Raw genomic sequence first — 16,710 nt, 5'->3', positions numbered from 1 at the left:
CGAGCTTCCGAGCTTCCGAGCTTCCGAGCTTCCGAGCTTCCGAGCTTCCGAGCTTCCGAGCTTGGGTTCCACGGGCACTGGTCCGAGCGCAAGCCCCCGGGATCAACTTTTCGGCGTTGGCGAATCTGCTGTCCGGGTCTTGAGCCGGAGGTCCGAAACCCAAGACCAGCAGCCCTCACCGCCCGGGGCTCTGTACTCGAATTCGCTCCTACCTCCCCCGCGCGCTTCTGGTTCGGATCAGTCTGGCCTCAATTCCCCCGGGGACCAGGCGGGCTTGGTTGCCAGCCTCTCGGATGTCAGACCGGCCTGCTTCTCGGACCCGAATCAGCGCAGCGAATCCTTGCGTCCGTGGCTTCCATAGGTCGGCCCTGCGGTCCGGGAGATCATCGCTTTGAACGCCCGACGCGCCCGACCGACCCTGTCTTTCCTCCAGCTTCCCGCAACTCAGCGCCCCAGAATGCTGCGGAGCGAGGCCTGGCCATTCTGCAGAAGCGTCAGCGCGCCGCTGCCGGCGACCGCATTGTCCTGAATCGCCTTCACCTGACCGGCCAGGAAATAGCGCCGAATCAGGGTGTCCACGGCTTCAGGATCCTTGAACTGACTGATCGTATCCAAGCCGGTCAGCTGTTCCATCCGCCCCTGCAGAATCTCGACCTGCCGGTCGAGATCGAGCGCGCCGAAGCCCGTGGGCAGCATGAAGGCGGTCTCGAAGACCGCGCGCAGGCTGCCGGTGCCCAGCACCGTGTACCAGCGTGTCAGTTCGCTGCTGTCCTGCCGGGCCAGATCGGCCAGGTCGCGTTGCAGACCCAGCGCCAGCCGCATCGATTCGTTTTGCGCCCCGACCGCGACCTCGAAGCTTTGGTCGCGATAGGCCGCAACCATGCGGTCGGCGAAGGTCTCGTCGATCTGGTTCCACGAGACATAGGTATCACCGAACCCGAAGGCCGCGTTCAGCTGTTTGTAGCGGCGGTCGGTGAGGCGGTTGACGAAGCTTCCCTCCTCCTTGGCCGGGCTTTCCAGGACTTTCTGGATATAGGCGCGGTTGGGCAGATCATCCTGCAAGCCGAAGGCGGTCAGCGCCACCGAGAGCAGCTGGCGGTCCTTGACCAATTCCTCGGCGCTGGTGATCGAGGCGATCTTCTCGCGAAAATGCGCCTCGTCGCGTTGCAGCTGCGGGGCGGCGTTCGCCGCAGCCTGCTGCTTGTCCAGCGTCCGTTGCAGGAAGCGCCAGCCGACATAGCCGTCCAAGGGCAGGATCGGCTGGAAGCTCATTGCCGAGTCGCGGCCGCGAAGAGCCGCTCCTCCCGGGGAAGGAGCGCCCGCAAATGGCGCATGGCGGGATAGAATTCGCCGTCCAGTACCGCCTGGCTGGCGCGGTCCAGCAGGGCCCGGCTGTCGGGATCGGTCAGCACCTGGCTGAGCTGCTCGATTCCGCGCAGCAATTGCGGCGTCGCTTCCTCCGGCGCGGCATCGCCCGACAGGACCAGCTGGGCGATATAGGCGACGCGGCGCACAGGCGTCGAGACCTCGCCGGGGTGGATCGCATCCCTGAGCCGCAGGATATTGGCGTTGGGCGTGACGATCGACAGGCGCGAGCGGCGCTCGCCATTCTCGATCACCGCGCCGTTGATCAGCACGCGCTCATGCGGGGCGAGCTTGAGGATCAGGCCGCTCATGGCCGCGCCCCCCCGGTCGGTCGCAAGCCGCGCATCACTGCGGTGTTGATCTCGGCCAGCACATCGGCACGGGCACGGCCGGTCAGCACCTGCGTGGTGTGCTTGAGGGTGAATTCGGCCAGCGAGAAGAGCCGGGCCCGCAGATCGACGGGAAAGCCATTGTCCGGATTGGCGAGATCGGTGGCGAAGGTGGCCCAGAGGCGGCGGTTGTCGTTCAGAGCCATGGTCAGGGCCAGGGTGATCTTGCCCGGCTGGTGCGGAAGTTCCGACTGGATGCGGCCGGTGATTCGGGCCAGCACGTCATATTCGATATCACGCGGGGTTTTCAGCGCACGGGCGTGATCGCCGTAACTGGTACGCGCATGGGCGGCAACACTCATCTCAAGGCCTCATGGTGCGAAGACATGGAGGGGATGGGCCGGGGCAGAAGCCCCGGCCCGAGGCCTTAGCGGAAGAGCGCCAGGATGTTCTGCGGCGCCTGGTTGGCGATCGACAGAGCCTGGATACCCAGCTGCTGCTGCACCTGGAGCGCCTGCAGGCGCGCCGAGGTTTCTTCCATGTTGGCGTCGACCAGCGAACCGATCCCCGATTTGAGCGAATCCATCAGGTTGGAGACATATTCGCTCTGGATCTCGATCCGTCCCTGGACCGAACCGAAGTTGGCCGCAGCCTCGATCGCGGTCTGGGTCAGGCCCTCGATGGCGCTGAGCGCCGCCTCGGCGCCCTGCGAGGTCGAGACGTCGACGCTGGAGAGGATCTCCAGCCCGCCGCCCGCCGTACCGCCCGAGTTCAGCGTCATCGCGGTGGTGATGCCCGCCGTGGTGCCGTTGGTGACGGTGATCGCCGCGCCCGACACGGTGGACGAGATGGCAATCCCCGATTTCGCGGCCTGGAAGTTCAGCATGTCGTTCAGGGCGCTGGCGATGTCGTTCACCGTATCGCCATCACGGGCGACGTAGCGAACGGCACCGGACACGCCGGTCAGACCGCCGATGGTGTAGGAATCGCCCGCGAGGACGCGGTTGCCCCCGCGTGCCGCCGTGCCCACGTCACCGACGATGGTGAGCGTGCCGGTGGCCCCGGTGGCGATCGCGCCCGCACCGGTCACCGCACCCGCGGCGAGATCGGTGCCCGCACCCTGAACCGAGGCCTGGGTGCCCAGGTCGGCCTTGGCGGCGGTGATCGACGAGGCCGTGACGGTCCCGCCGCTGCTGCGATCGAGCGACGACAGGATGCTGACGGTGCCCGACCCGAGAATGCCAGCACCGTTACCCGTGTTGCCGACGATATTGGCAACCGTGGCGCCGCTCTGGCGGTTGGACAGCAGATTCAGGCCGTTGAACTGCGCCGCGCCGACGATCGTGGAGATCTGGTTGCGCAGGGCAGCGACGTCGGTCTGGATCTTCTCCCGGTCGACGTTGTCTTCCTGGGCGGCGACGATCTTGCCCTTGATCTCCGTCAGAAGGTCGGTGATCTGCTCCGAGGCCGAGCGCGCGGTGGCGACGGTCGAGGAGCCCAGAGCGAGCGAATCGGCGATTCCCTTGAAGCCCTTGACGTCCGATTCCATGGTCTTGGAGATGGCCCAGACGGCCGAGTTCTGGCGGGCGCTCGATACCGATTTGCCCGTCGAGATCTCGTTCTGGGTTTTCCCCATGTTGGCGTTGATCGACTTGAGGGTCTGCAACGCCACCATGGCAGTGCTGTTGGTCAGAATGGAGGACATGGATTTTCCCTTGTCACATGGCGTGTTTCACGCCGGTTTCGTGCCGTTCGAGAACGGCGGCCAAGCCCATTCTGGACCTGCGGCTGTCCGGTTTCCGGATGACGCGCCACCTGGTCGGTGCTCAGCCAGACTCGGGGTGAAGTGCTAATAACGGCTTAAACCCTGCCCCCGCTGCGATGCCAATTTCCGTCAAATCCAACGCGACGGAGGGGTATCAGGCCCGCCGGTGCAGGCTTCCGGCGGCGGGTTCGAGCGCGGCGCGGCTGCCGTTCGCGCCATAGGTCTGACCGCGCCCGCGATCCCGCGCGCGCAGCAGCAGCGCGCGCGCCTCGTGGATCCCGGCGATGGCGGCCTCGAACAGGCGGGCGTTGCGGGTGGCGGTCGCGCGGATCTCGGCCGCGAGGTCGCGGTTGGCGGGCGTGCCGGGCAGCGGTTCGCCCGCCTCAAGCCGTTCCAGCAGCTGGATCTTGCGCGGCGCCAGTGCCTCGAGCCGCGCGTAATCGCCGCGGGTCAGCGCCGCACGTTCCTGTCGCAAAAGCGCGGCGAGGCGCCTGAGGTCGCCCCGGGACATGGCGCGCGCGCTCATGGCGCCGCTCCGCCCGCGCGCAGGCGCAGCGCGTGTTCGATCGAATCGGCCAGACCGATACCGCCGCGGGCGACCATGGCGCGGGCCTGTTCATCGGCCAGGAACGAGGCGAAATGCGCCTCGCCCTCGCCGCCCGACCCCGGGCCCTCGGTCGGTCGGAAGGCCCCGGCGCTTTTCAGCATCTCGGCCAGAAAGGCGGCTTCCAGCGCCTCGGCGCTGCGGCGCAGGGCGTCGGGCGGCGCTGGCGCGGTCGGCAGGGCAACGGGTTGGATCATCGGAACCTCCTGATGCGGATGCCAAATCCTGGCAGGTGGCGGTAAAGAAGCGGTAACCACCGGCTGCTAGGGTTCGGAGATCCAGAACGGAGGTCCGGCATGATGCCCCTGGTCACCGCCGAGAATACGCCCCTGCCCCGGGGCACGCCGCGCCCGGTGGCCGCGCTGCCCGAGGGTGCGGATTTCGCCGCGGTGCTGGGCCGGCTCAGGGCGATGATGGCCTCGGAGCAACCGGTTCCGGGCGACGGGCCCGTGGGCGAGGCTCCCCCGGAGGGGGAGGAGGTGCCGGAAGCCGCCGCACCGGAGCCCGAGGTCGCGGGCACGCCCGACATGACCGTTATCAGCCCGGACAGCGCGTTCGGCGCCTTTCTGGCCCTGCCGGAGGGGGAAACGGCCCCGGCGGACCCCGCCGATCAGGCCAGCACGCCGGGGGTGCCGGGGCGCGAATCGCTACTGCGAGCCCGTCTGGTGCTGGACGGGCCTGGCGTCGCCCCCTTCGTCGCCGGGGCCCTGCCCGGGCCGGTTCAATCCGACGCCGCCGTCTCCCACGGCACGGCGGCAGAGGCTCCGGCACCCGACCAGCCGCTCGTCGGCAGCCCGACCCCGGACACGCGCCCCGCCGATCCGCCTCTGACGCCCCGCCCGCTTGGGGCGCAGGCAGCACCTGTCGCCCAGGCCACGCCGCAGCCCCCTGCGCTCACCGACCCGCTGGCGCCCGTGAGCCAGGGCTCAGCGCCTGAAGCGAGCACCCAACCTGCGCAAGCCCGCGCCCCCGCCGGACAGAGCACACCAGAACCCCCTCCGCCGCTGCTCAGCCCGGAAGGTCAGGCCGAGCCGTCACGCCTCGGGCCCGAGGTCGCACCGGGCGCGCAGGGGATCGCCGCGCTACACCAGCGATCCGATCAAGCAAGGCCGCCTCAGGCCCGGTCAGATCAAGGAGGCACCGCGCAGCCCGCCCCGCAACTAACACTGGCGCCTCTGGCGGGGAGTGTTCCCACGCGAATCGATCAAGCCCAGTCCGGGCAGGCGGGGCCCAATGGGGCGCAGCCCGATCAATCTGGACGGCACCTGCCCGGCGCTGCGCCACCCTCCCAGGCCTCTCTGACAGGGCGGATCGAGCCTCCGCTCACTCAGGTCCAGCCCCGGCAGACGGAACGCCATCAGGCGCAGCCCGATCAGACGGCGCCGGATCGGACGCAAACCCGGCAAGTGCCCCCCCCTCCGTCGCCCACCAGGCAAACACCGTCCGACGCCCTGGAAACCGCGGCCCCCTTGCGCGCTCCGCCCCTCGCTCCGACACAGGCGCAGACCCCTGTGGCCGACGCGGCCGGGCCACTCGCGCCCGTCACCGCCGCGCAACCCGCCACCGGCCCCGTGCCGCAGCCCGAAGCGCCACCGCAGGCCGGACCCAGGGTCCCCGGGGCAGTCCCGGCGCGGCAGCGACGCGAGGCGCCGCCCGTCCTGATGACCGCAGCGGCGGTCCCGGCTCTGCCGCCCGGCAACCAACCTTCCGCCCCTCGCACGGAGGCCCTCCTACAGGCCACGACCCCAACACCCCCGGTGAGCGCGCCCACCGCCCCTGGCCTCCCGGCGCAGGACCCGCCCGCCCTCCGTCCCGTGGCCCCCCAACCAGTCCCCGCCGCCGACCCCGCCCCGCGGCTACAGGCCTCGGCAAGCCTTCCCGCCGCCGCTCCGATGGTCCCCGGGGCGCCGATAGTCGCCCGTCAACCCGACCCGGCGCCCCTGGCTCCGCCGCCGGAGGCCGCTGCACCCGTGCCGCCACCCCGGACCTCCTCCCTGCCCGCGCGGGATCCCTACGGCCCGGCCCGCGCCGTCTTTGCCGCGAGCGAACTGCCCCGCGCCCCGGCGACAGCCGCGGCCGTCCGGCCCGTTGCGCCACACCAGGGCGCGGCGATGCCCGTCGCGCGCCCCGTCACCGGAGCCACCGGCCCAGACCCGAAAGCCGCCCCTCCCGGCCCGGCCCTGTCCCCGCCGGGAGGGGGCCTCGCCCCGCCCCCCGGCACCGCCGATCCCGGGCCTTCCCGTGACCCGGTGGTCGAGGTCGTGCAGCGCCTCGACGCGCCGCACAGGGCCGAGGCCTCGGCCGACCCGCGCCCCGGGGCATCACCCCCCCTCGACATGCCGCACCGGATCGCCCAGCAGATCGCCGCCCGGCTGGAGACCCCCGGTCCCGGCAGCTTCGACCTGGCCCTCAAGCCCGAGGAGCTGGGCCATGTCCGCCTGAAACTGGTCAGCCATGAGACCGGCAGCCTGCTGATCGTGCATGCCGAACGGCCCGAAACGCTCGACCTGATGCGGCGGCATATCGGCGCGCTGGAGCAGGATCTGCGGGCGCTGGGCCATGACCAGCTGTCGCTGCGTTTCTCGGGCGGCAATGCGGGCGGCGCCGGGCAGCAGGCCACGCCGCACGCCCCGCCCTCGCAGACCGCCTCCCCCGGCGCCCCCCCGGCCGATCCCCGGCCCCAGACCCAACCCGCGCCCGCGCCGCCGCTGCGCGCGCGCGATCACCTCGACCTTCGCCTCTGAGAGGACCTCATGGAAATCGCCTCGAGCTTCGGATCCTTCGGGTCCTCCGCCTCCGCCACCGGCACGCCGGAACAATCGGATTTCGTCACCTTCCTGCGGATGCTGACGACGCAGATGCAGAACCAGGATCCGCTGAACCCGCAATCGGCCTCGGATTTCGCCGTGCAGCTCGCCACCTTCGCCGGGGTCGAGCAGCAGACCTACACCAACCAGCTGCTGGCCTCGATGCTGGGGCAGACCGGGCTGGCCGACCTGGGCGGCTGGGTGGGGATGGAGGCCCGGATCTATGGCGGCGCGCATTTCGACGGGACGCCGATCGCGCTGACCCCGGATCCGGCGCTCGGGGCTGAGTCGGTCACGCTGGTCGTACGGGACGAGGAGGGGCGGATCGTCGACAGCCGCACCCTCGACCCGCAGGCGCAGAGCTACAGCTGGGACGGGCGCGACGGCGATGGCGCCCTGTTGCCCCCCGGCACCTATTCCTTCGAGATCGACTCGACCCTGGACGGCGAGACGCTGGATACCCAGCCGGTCGCCGCCTATGTGCCGATCCTCGAGGCGCGCTATGAGAACGGGATGACCCTGCTGGTGCTGCCCGGCGGGCTCTATGTCGAGAGTTCGCAAGTCACGGGCCTGCGCCGGCCGGAGGCCGAACCGGCGAACTGAGCGGCTGAGGCGGGTTTCGGGCGGCGGCCGGGTGATATCCGGGCCGCCGCGCGCCGCGGGCTGTGGCGGGGAACTGCCGGGGCGGATGACCCCACGGTCCACGGCGGAGATTGATGGTGAGAGCTGGCTGGCGGAGACCGGCCTGCCCTGTGCTGGCGATGAGGCACGGACGAGACCATGGGCGCTGCGGGCTCCTGAGGACGGGCAAGTGGCAGCCAGAGTCGCAAGATACACGTCGCTGACCCGGCAGGCTGGCGACCGCAGCAGCGCTCCGTCCTCCAAGCAAGCCCCGCAGCAGGGCTCCACCCGCCAAGCAAGCCCCGCGCGGCGGGCGTTACGCCCGGCGCGCCTGGTCGCCCGAGGGCTGAGCGCCGGAGGCGTTCCGGCCAAGGGCGAAACCCCTCTCCCCCCTTGTGGGTGAACGGTGGACCACAGGAATGTTCGCCCTTTGACCTCGGCGGGGAGGTTCCGGGTATCCCGCCCATCTACCGCTTCGCGAGGCTGCCTGCCCCCGCCATGGGAATGGGTGCCTCGGGTCCAACCTCGTTCCCCTCCCGGTCCCCGGCGGCGCTACGTTTCACGGCAAACGGGGCTTCAGGGGAGGCAGGAGCTCCGGCTGAAACGCGGCAGCTTCGCGCCTGCCCTGCCTCTGGCCCGCTGATCCGGCCTCGGGTGACAGCCACTGCGGTGGGCCGCCTGGGGTCGGCCCCCGGACGATGAAGACGCCCGCAGCTCTGCGCGATCCTTCCGGGGATCATTGGCTTTTAAGACTGAGCAAGTCGGGTGCAGAGCCGTTCTCTGTGAGGAAAACCCGGCCCTTCGAAAGGACCCGCAGCTCGGCCGCGCCTCACGAGGGCGGCCACAAAGGGAAATCGCAGGGTCGCTTGCTTCCCCGATGCCGCCGAAGCGGGGGCGGGCGTTGGATTTCAGGCGCGATCTCTTCAGGATCAGGGGGCTCAGCGCCAAGCCTGACTGCGGCCCGGAAGCGGTCGGCGTGGCGGCAGCCGCGCGCGGGAATGCTGCAGAGGCGAGGCTTGGGGCTGCGTCTTGTGGTGTTGCAGCGGCCGTGGGGCGAGGCAGCCGCGTAGAATTCGCCGGTGCAGGTTCGGCAAAGAGCGGGGACGCGGCGCGTGGGGAAGCTGCTGGGATGGGGCTGGGCTCCGCTAGCGTGAAGCTTGCCGATCAGCCCGGGCACGGGGGTAAGCAGCGCAGTGGGAGACGGCGGGTCACAGCAAAACCGGGGTAGCGAAGCTGTCTTGCGATGGGCGGTTAGGTCGCTTGCGCTCGCCGGGCGATGCTTGGGGGTCAGGTCCGGCCGGTGATCCGCGGGCGGGACGCTGGGCTCCGTGCGAAGACGCGGCCCTCAGGCGGGCCTTCGAGGCATCGCTTCGGCCCCGCCCCGTTCGGGCTCTGCGGGTCGGTGATGCGGCGCTTTTTGCAACAAGGCGAAGGGCTTGACCCCGGAACACACCACCCCGGGACACGCTGGCCCCACCCTATCCTCAAGCGACGCGCCGGGACCCGCCGTCAGGCCGCCAGCCAGGTCGCGAAGGCGGCCCAGGTCACCGCGGCGCCGGCGATGAACCAGGCCAGGGGGGCGAGCGAGCGGCGGGGCGGGAGGGGGTCGGCGGGGGCGCGCAGGCGGATCAGGGCGCCCTCGACCGCGCCGGGCAGATGCGGCCCGAACCGGGCCATCACCGTCAACGCCCGGCCCAGATCGCGGGCCAGCGCGGCGGGGCCGAGGTTGTTGCGGATGTATTCCTCGACCACCGGCTGCGCGACATGCCAGATGTTGATCGAGGGGTTGAGGGACCGCGCCACCCCCTCGACCACGACCATGGTGCGCTGAAGCAGGATCAGCTCGGTCCGGGTCTGCATGCCGAAACGCTCGGTCACCTCGAACAGGTAATTGAGGAGCCGCGCCATCGAGATGCGGCTCGCGTCCATGCCGAAGATCGGCTCGCCCACCGAGCGCAGCGCCCGGGCGAATTCCTCGACATCGCGGTCGGCGGGGACATAGCCCGCCTCGAAATGCACCTCGGCGACGCGGCGGTAATCCTTGCGGATGAAGCCGAACAGGATCTCGGCGTAGACCCGGCGGGTGTATTCGTCGAGCACCCCCATGATACCGAAATCATAGGCAATGAGGTCGCCGTTCGCCGCCACCTTCAGGTTGCCCTGATGCATGTCGGCGTGGAAATACCCGTCCCGCAGCGCGTGCTTGAGGAAGAGCTGCAGCACCCGCTCGCCCAGCTCCATCCGGTCGACGCCCAGCGCGTCGATGGCGGCATTGTCGCCCAAGGGCGCGCCCTCGGCCCAGCCCAGCGTCATCACCTGACGGCCGGACAGGTGCCAGACCGGCTGGGGCACGCGGAAGCCCCGGTCGCCCGCGGTATTGGCGGCGAATTCGGCGGCGGCGGCGGTTTCCAGCCGCAGGTCCAGCTCGCCCATCACCACGCCCTCGAAATGGGCGATCACATCGGTGGGGCGCAGGCGGCGGGTGGAGGGCAGCAGCCGCGCGATCATACCGGCGGCGAAATAGAAGGCGTCGATGTCGCGGCGGAAGGCCTTCACGATCCCCGGGCGCAGCACCTTCACCGCGACTTCCTCGCCCGTCTCGGCCACCCGCGCGTGATGGACCTGGGCGATGGAGGCAGCGGCGACCGGGTCGCTGAATTCCGAGAACATCGCCTCGACCGGGCGCTCAAGCTCGGCCTCGATCAGGGCGCGGGCCTGGGCGGTGGGGAAGGCGGGCAGCTTGTCCTGCAAATAGCGCAGCTGGTTGGCCAGATCGAGGCCGACGATATCGGGCCGGGTGGAGAGGATCTGTCCGAACTTGATATAGGCCGGACCCAGCGCGGTCAGCGCCCGGGTCACCGGCGGCAGGGCCGGGTCGCCCTTGAGCCCCAGCCAGGCGAAGGGCCAGCCCATGACCCGCGCCACGAAGCGCAGCCGGGGCGGGACATTCATCGCCTCCAGCACCACGCGCATGGCGCCGGTGCGCTCGAAGGTGGCGCCGGTTCGGATCAGCCGCCAGAGGTTATGCGGGCCCTTCACGTCAGATCTTCCACCCCGAATGCAACGCGGCGATGCCCATCGACAGGTTGCGGTACTTCACCTGCTGGAAACCCGCGCTGCGGATCATGGCGGCGAAGGTTTCCTGATCGGGGAATTTGCGGATCGATTCGACCAGATACTGATAGCTGTCGCGATCGCCCGCCACCGCCTGCCCCATGCGGGGAATGACGTTGAAGGAATAGAGGTCGTAGAGCTTTTGCAGCCCCTCGTTGGGGATTTGGCTGAATTCCAGCACCATCAACCGCCCGCCGGGGCGCAGCACGCGGTGGGCTTCCTTCAGCGCGTCGGGGATACGGACCACGTTCCGGATGCCGAAGCTGATGGTGTAGACGTCGAAGGTGTTGTCGGGGAAGGGCAGCGCCATCGCGTCGCCGCAGACCCAGTCCAGCCGTTCCGCCAGTTTCTCGGCCTCGGCCCGCTTGCGGCCTTCCTCCAGCATCGGCGCGGTCATGTCGCAGACCGTCGCACGCGCCGTCTCGCCCGCCCGGCCGAGGAAGCGGAAGGCCACGTCGCCGGTGCCGCCCGCCACATCGAGCAGGTGCTGGCCGGCGCGGGGGGCGAGCCAATCCATCATCGCATCCTTCCAGACGCGGTGAATGCCCAGGCTCATCAGGTCGTTCATCACGTCGTACTTGGAGGCGACCGAGGAAAAGACCCCGTGCACCATCCCGGCCTTCTGGTCCTCGTCGACGGTCTGGAAGCCGAAATGCGTGGTGCGGTTATCCGGGCTCATGGCTTTCCCCTGATCCTGCGCGGTGATCTTGTCTTGCGCTCTTCCTTAGCCGAGGATGGCCTCCCTCACAATGCGACCCCTTTTCGCCGGAGCCTGCCCCTTGCCCGAATTGCCCGAGGTCGAAACCGTGCGCCGTGGGCTGGTCCCGGCGATGGAGGGAAAGCGCATCGAACGGGCCGAGGTGCGCCGCCCGGACCTGCGCTGGCCCTTCCCCGAGCGGATGGCCGAACGGCTGACCGGCGCCGGGATCGAGCGGCTCAGGCGGCGGTCCAAGTACATCCTCGCCGATCTCAGCACCGGCGAGACGCTGCTGGTGCATCTGGGGATGACCGGGCGGATGACCGTCTCAGGCATCGCCGCGCCCTATGTGCCGGGCCAGTTCCACCACACCCATCCCCTGCCCGAGAAACACGACCACGTGGTCTTCGACATGGGCGACGGGGCGCGGGTGACCTTCAACGACGCCCGCCGCTTCGGGGCCATGGACCTGATGCAGACCGACCGGGCGGAAGCGCATCCGCTGCTGGCGGCGCTGGGGCCGGAGCCGCTGGGCAACGATTTCCACGCCGATCTGCTGGAAGCGCGGCTGAAGGGGCGCAAGGGGCCGGTGAAGGTCCTGCTGCTGGATCAGCGGATCGTGGCGGGGCTGGGCAATATCTACGTGTCCGAAGCGCTGCACCGCGCCGGCATCCATCCCGAACGCGCGGGCGGCAGCATCTCCCGCGAGGGGCTGGAGCGGCTGGTCGGCGATATCCGCGCCGTGCTGGCCGAGGCGATCGAGGCCGGGGGATCCTCGCTCAGGGATTACCGGCAGGCGGATGGTGAGCTGGGCTATTTCCAGCATTCCTTCCGCGTCTATGACCGCGCGGGCGCGCCCTGCCCTACCCCCGGTTGCACCGGCTCGGTGCAGCGCATCGTGCAGGGCGGGCGGTCCAGCTATTACTGCGCGACCTGCCAGCGATAGGGCGACGAGAGATGCCTTGATCCCGGGGCCGGGGCTGCTAGACACGGGCGAGTGAACGACCACAGGGAAACCCTCATGGCGTATGAAACCATCCTCGTCGAGATCGACCATTATGTGGCCACGATCCGGCTGAACCGGCCCGAGGCGCTGAACGCGCTGAACTCGAAACTGCTGGGCGAACTGGCCGAGGCGCTGAAGGCCGCCGACCGCAACGACAAGGTCCGGGCGATCATCATCACCGGTTCGGAAAAGGCCTTCGCGGCCGGGGCCGATATCTCGGAAATGGCGGGCAAAAGCTTCGTCGACATGTTCGAGAGCGATTTCTTCACGCCCGAGACCGACGCGCTGCTGGCCGTGCGCAAGCCGGTCATCGCCGCGGTGGCGGGCTATGCCCTGGGCGGTGGTTGCGAGCTGGCGATGATGTGCGACTTCATCATCTGCGCCGAGAACGCCAAATTCGGCCAGCCCGAGATCAACCTCGGCGTCGTCGCCGGGATCGGTGGCACCCAGCGCCTGACCCGCTTCGTCGGCAAGTCCAAGGCGATGGACATGCACCTCACCGGCCGCTTCATGGATGCCGAGGAGGCCGAACGCTCGGGCCTCGTCAGCCGCGTGGTGCCAACCAAGAAGCTGATGGAGGAAGCCATGGCCGCGGCGCAGAAGATCGCGTCGAAGTCGGGCATCGCCACCAAGGTGGTGAAGGAAGCCGTCAACCGCAGCTACGAGACGACGCTGCGCGAAGGGATCCTGTTCGAGCGGCGGATCTTCCACGCGCTCTTCAGCACCGAGGACCAGAAAGAGGGCATGGGCGCCTTCCTCGAAAAGCGCGAGGCGCAGTTCCGCGACAGGTGAGGGGGGATTTCCCCCCTTTTCTTTTTCCGGCGGTTGGCTTATGGACCGCCCCACATGCGCGTGGGCCCGCTTAGGCGAGAATCGACCTGATCCAGACGGAACCTGTTCCGGCGGATCGGAGGGTCTGAGTGCAACGATATTGTAACAGACCCGGAAAGAGCCCAGACCATGGCCAATACGCCCCAGTCCAAAAAGCGCGCCCGTCAGAACGAGGCCCGCTTTGAAGTGAACAAAGCCCGCCGTTCGCGCATCCGCACCTACCTGCGCAAGGTGGAAGAAGCGCTTGCCTCGGGCAACGCCGAAGCCGCGAAAACCGCCCTGCTGGAAGCCCAGCCGGAACTGGCCCGCGGCGTGTCGAAAGGCGTCCTGCATAAGAACACCGCGGCCCGCAAAATGTCGCGCCTGACCTCGCGCGTGAAGGCCCTGAACGCCTGATCCGCGAAGGTTAACGCCCTGTTAAGACTAGAAAAAGCGCACCTCGGGTGCGCTTTTTTCATGCCTGCCTGCGGGGGGCCGTCAGGGGGAGTGTGGCACGAAACCCACGCCCAGGGCGATTCCTTCGGCCCCCTCTCCTGTCAAGGACGTTGTTCGGTTGAAGGCCTCGCCGGGGGCTTGATAGCGTTGCCATGCGATTCACGAAGCCCTGGGGGGGTCACTCCTGAACCGCGACGATTCGCTGCCCTTGCTGCCGCTCTGGGAACCGGGTTGTTGTTGTTTGTCCGCTCAGGCGCTGCCGCCTGATCGGGTCTCTCCCCTCTTGTCTGTTGCCGCCGTCTCGTGCGGCCGGTCCGGCGATGTGTCGCGCCATGCGATCCGGGTCTACCGGGCGAAAGAACGAGAACAGAATACCGCGCCATCCGGACGCGGTCATGGGTTGGGACAGAATGACAAACGGCGTGTGGGGCGATGTCCGCAAGAAACTTCGGGACGTTGTCGGGGAAAGCAATTTCATCACCTGGATCGCGCCGCTCGAGCTGACCGGATTCCGGGGCGGCGTCGCGCAGCTGGCCGCGCCGACCAATTTCATCGCCAATTGGGTGAACCGCAACTTCGCCGACCAGATCCTGCGCGCGCTGAACGCCGCCGGGGCCGAGGTCCATCGCCTGGACCTGGCGGTGCAGGTCCGCGTCCCGGGCGCCCGGCCCGAGGCCGAGGATAGTCCCGCCGCCGCCGCCCCGCGCGCCCATGCTGCCGTGGCCGCACCGCAGGGCGAGGAACTGCCGGGCGCGCCGCTCGATGCGCGCTATACCTTCGATAATTTCGTGGTCGGCAAGCCGAACGCGCTGGCCCATGCCGCCGCCCGCCGGGTGGCCGAGGGCGCGGCCGTGACCTTCAACCCGCTGTTCCTCTATGGCGGCGTGGGGCTGGGCAAGACCCACCTGATGCACGCCATCGCCTGGGAGCTTCAGGCGCGAAACCCGGAAGCCCGGGTGCTGTATCTGAGCGCCGAGCAATTCATGTACCGCTTCGTGCAGGCGCTGCGCGAAAAGCAGATCATGGACTTCAAGTCGCTGTTCCGCTCGGTCGATATCCTGATGGTCGATGACGTGCAGTTCATCGCCGGCAAGGACAGCACGCAGGAAGAATTCTTCCACACGTTCAACGCCTTGATCGACCAGAACAAGCAGATCGTCATCTCGGCCGACCGCGCGCCCGGTGAGATCAAGGATCTGGAGGAACGCATCAAGTCGCGCCTGCAATCGGGGCTGGTGGTCGACCTGCACCCCACCGATTACGAGCTGCGGCTGGGCATCCTGCAACAGAAGGTCGATCAGAACCGCGCCAATTACGGCAATGTCTCGATCGCGCCGGATGTGCTGGAATTCCTCGCCCACCGGATCACCACCAACGTCCGCGTGCTGGAAGGGGCGCTGACCCGCCTTTTTGCGCTGGCCTCGCTGCTGGGGCGTGAGATCACGCTCGACATGACGCAGGACACTTTGGCCGACATCCTGCGCTCGTCCGAGCGCAAGGTCACGGTCGAGGAGATCCAGCGCAAGGTCGCCGAACATTACAACGTGCGCCTGTCGGACCTGATCGGCCCGAAACGCCTGCGCACCATCGCCCGGCCCCGGCAGGTGGCGATGTATCTGGCCAAACACATGACCACGCGGTCCCTGCCCGAGATCGGCCGCCGCTTCGGCGGGCGCGACCACACGACGATCCTGCACGGCGTCCGCAAGGTCGAGGAACTGCGCGCGCAGGACAGCCAGCTGTCCGAAGACCTGGATCTGCTGCGCCGTCTGCTGGAAAGCTGAGCCTCAGGTGCCCGGAACGCCCGGCGAACCTTGACGGCGGCGGCAAAGGGCCGCAAACAAACAGGAACCAGAAAAGACAGGCCGGGCCGGCGCGTTGTCGGCACCGGCCTGATGTGTCGGAGGGAAGGCGATGAAGCTCAGCATCGAACGCGCAACGCTGTTGAAGGCCGTGGCGCAGGCTCAATCGGTGGTCGAGCGGCGCAACACGATCCCGATCCTGGCGAACGTCCTGATCGAGGCCGAAGGCGCCACCGTCAGCTTCCGCGCCACCGATCTGGATATCGAGGTCGTGGACAAGGCCGCCGCCATGGTCGAACGCGCCGGCGCCACCACCGTCTCGGCGGTGATGCTGCACGAGATCGTCCGCAAGCTGCCCGACGGCGCGCTGGTCTCGCTGACCGACGACCAACGCACCGGGCGCCTGACGGTCGAGGCCGGACGCTCGACCTTCGCGCTGGCGACCCTGCCGCGCGAGGATTTCCCGGTCATGGCCTCGTCGGAATACCAGACGAATTTCACCGCCAAGGCGGGCGATCTGAAGCGCCTGTTCGAGAAGTCGAAGTTCGCCATCTCGACCGAAGAGACGCGGTATTACCTGAACGGCGTCTACATGCATGTGGCCGAGGGCGAGGACGGGCGCGTGCTGCGCTGCGTCGCGACCGATGGCCACCGGCTGGCGCGGATCGACTGCCCGGTGCCCCCGGGCGCGGAGGCCATGCCGGGCGTGATCGTGCCCCGCAAGACGGTGAACGAGCTGAAGAAGCTCTTGGATGACGACGCGGCCGATATCGCGATTTCGGTCAGCGAGACCAAGGTGCGCTTCGCCACGGCGGAAATCGCCCTGACCTCGAAAGTCATCGACGGGACCTTCCCCGATTATTCCCGCGTCATTCCGGTGGGCAACCAGAAGCGGCTGGAAGTCGACGCCAGCGAATTCGCCAAGGCGGTGGACCGGGTGGCGACGGTGTCGTCCGAACGCTCGCGCGCGGTGAAGCTGATCCTCGACGAGGACAAGCTGACGCTGTCGGTCAACGCGCCCGACAGCGGCATGGCGCAGGAAGAGCTGGTCGTGGCTTACGGCGACGATCATCTGGAGATCGGCTTCAACGCCAAGTACCTGCTGGAGATCGCCAGCCAGATCGACCGCGAGAATGCGGTCTTCCTGTTCAACTCCTCGGGCGAGCCGGCGCTGGTGCGCGAAGGCACCGATGCCTCGGCGGTCTATGTCGTGATGCCGATGCGGGTCTGAGACCCCTTACCGCAGCACCACAGGAAACCGGGTCAGGGGGGCTTTCTGCCCCCCTCTTGGCCTGCGGCCAATTCACCCCCCGAGGATATTTGCAGCGCAAAGA

General features: G+C 68.6%; 15 protein-coding genes. 7 read left to right on the top strand and 8 right to left on the bottom strand.

Annotated features, from left to right (window positions below):
- Nucleotides 1-444 precede the first annotated feature (444 nt).
- The 6 genes from VDQ18_RS17075 to VDQ18_RS17050 form a co-directional block, all read right to left on the bottom strand.
- Nucleotides 445-1,272 (bottom strand): DUF1217 domain-containing protein, encoded by an 828-nt coding sequence (locus tag VDQ18_RS17075; RefSeq protein ID WP_323022125.1) that lies wholly within the window; start codon nt 1,270-1,272, stop codon nt 445-447.
- Complete coding sequence (gene flbT, locus VDQ18_RS17070) at nt 1,269-1,676, bottom strand: flagellar biosynthesis repressor FlbT (protein WP_323022124.1); 408 nt, start codon at nt 1,674-1,676, stop codon at nt 1,269-1,271. Before flbT ends, VDQ18_RS17075 begins: the two co-directional genes overlap by 4 nt.
- Nucleotides 1,673-2,056, bottom strand: coding sequence for a flagellar biosynthesis regulator FlaF (gene flaF / locus VDQ18_RS17065; protein WP_323022123.1), 384 nt, complete (start codon nt 2,054-2,056; stop codon nt 1,673-1,675). Before flaF ends, flbT begins: the two co-directional genes overlap by 4 nt.
- Nucleotides 2,057-2,121: 65 nt before the next feature.
- Nucleotides 2,122-3,399 (bottom strand): flagellin, encoded by a 1,278-nt coding sequence (locus tag VDQ18_RS17060; protein WP_323022122.1) that lies wholly within the window; start codon nt 3,397-3,399, stop codon nt 2,122-2,124.
- A 214-nt stretch (nt 3,400-3,613) separates the two neighbouring features.
- A complete protein-coding gene (locus VDQ18_RS17055; RefSeq protein ID WP_323022121.1) occupies nt 3,614-3,985 on the bottom strand; it encodes a hypothetical protein in 372 nt (123 codons plus the stop codon).
- The gene (locus tag VDQ18_RS17050) at nt 3,982-4,260 is read right to left on the bottom strand and encodes a rod-binding protein (protein ID WP_323022120.1); all 279 of its coding nucleotides are present in this window, start codon (nt 4,258-4,260) and stop codon (nt 3,982-3,984) included. The genes VDQ18_RS17055 and VDQ18_RS17050 overlap by 4 nt, the downstream gene beginning before the upstream one ends.
- A 1,914-nt stretch (nt 4,261-6,174) precedes the next feature.
- On the opposite strand from VDQ18_RS17050, the gene VDQ18_RS17045 reads away from it, so the two are divergent.
- Nucleotides 6,175-6,807 (top strand): flagellar hook-length control protein FliK, encoded by a 633-nt coding sequence (locus VDQ18_RS17045; RefSeq protein WP_323022119.1) that lies wholly within the window; start codon nt 6,175-6,177, stop codon nt 6,805-6,807.
- Between the two features lie 9 nt (nt 6,808-6,816).
- A complete protein-coding gene (locus tag VDQ18_RS17040; protein WP_323022118.1) occupies nt 6,817-7,473 on the top strand; it encodes a flagellar hook capping FlgD N-terminal domain-containing protein in 657 nt (218 codons plus the stop codon).
- Nucleotides 7,474-9,000: 1,527 nt separating this feature from the next.
- On the opposite strand, the gene ubiB is transcribed toward VDQ18_RS17040, so the two are convergent.
- Together ubiB and ubiE are read right to left on the bottom strand one after the other, a co-directional pair.
- Nucleotides 9,001-10,530 carry a 2-polyprenylphenol 6-hydroxylase gene (gene ubiB / locus VDQ18_RS17035; protein WP_323022117.1) on the bottom strand — a complete coding sequence of 510 codons (1,530 nt, stop codon included), beginning with the start codon at nt 10,528-10,530 and terminating at the stop codon, nt 9,001-9,003.
- Nucleotide 10,531: 1 nt separating this feature from the next.
- Entirely contained in the window at nt 10,532-11,284 is a 753-nt protein-coding gene (gene ubiE / locus VDQ18_RS17030) for a bifunctional demethylmenaquinone methyltransferase/2-methoxy-6-polyprenyl-1,4-benzoquinol methylase UbiE (RefSeq protein WP_323022116.1), read from the bottom strand.
- A 100-nt stretch (nt 11,285-11,384) separates the two neighbouring features.
- On the opposite strand from ubiE, the gene mutM reads away from it, so the two are divergent.
- From mutM to dnaN, 5 genes are all read left to right on the top strand, one after another.
- On the top strand, nt 11,385-12,248 hold the full coding sequence (gene mutM, locus VDQ18_RS17025; RefSeq protein ID WP_323022126.1) for a bifunctional DNA-formamidopyrimidine glycosylase/DNA-(apurinic or apyrimidinic site) lyase: 864 nt from the start codon (nt 11,385-11,387) through the stop codon (nt 12,246-12,248).
- A 75-nt stretch (nt 12,249-12,323) separates the two neighbouring features.
- On the top strand, nt 12,324-13,100 hold the full coding sequence (locus tag VDQ18_RS17020; RefSeq protein ID WP_323022115.1) for an enoyl-CoA hydratase: 777 nt from the start codon (nt 12,324-12,326) through the stop codon (nt 13,098-13,100).
- A 168-nt stretch (nt 13,101-13,268) separates the two neighbouring features.
- Entirely contained in the window at nt 13,269-13,535 is a 267-nt protein-coding gene (gene rpsT, locus VDQ18_RS17015) for a 30S ribosomal protein S20 (RefSeq protein WP_323022114.1), read from the top strand.
- A 449-nt stretch (nt 13,536-13,984) separates the two neighbouring features.
- Nucleotides 13,985-15,358, top strand: coding sequence for a chromosomal replication initiator protein DnaA (dnaA, locus tag VDQ18_RS17010; protein ID WP_323022113.1), 1,374 nt, complete (start codon nt 13,985-13,987; stop codon nt 15,356-15,358).
- A 130-nt stretch (nt 15,359-15,488) separates the two neighbouring features.
- The gene (gene dnaN, locus VDQ18_RS17005; protein WP_323022112.1) at nt 15,489-16,607 is read left to right on the top strand and encodes a DNA polymerase III subunit beta; all 1,119 of its coding nucleotides are present in this window, start codon (nt 15,489-15,491) and stop codon (nt 16,605-16,607) included.
- Nucleotides 16,608-16,710: the final 103 nt, after the last annotated feature.

This window comes from Pararhodobacter sp. (genome assembly GCF_034676075.1).
GTDB lineage: Bacteria > Pseudomonadota > Alphaproteobacteria > Rhodobacterales > Rhodobacteraceae > Pararhodobacter.
Note: the sequence above shows the minus strand (reverse complement) of the source record. Positions and strands in the feature narration are given on the sequence as shown.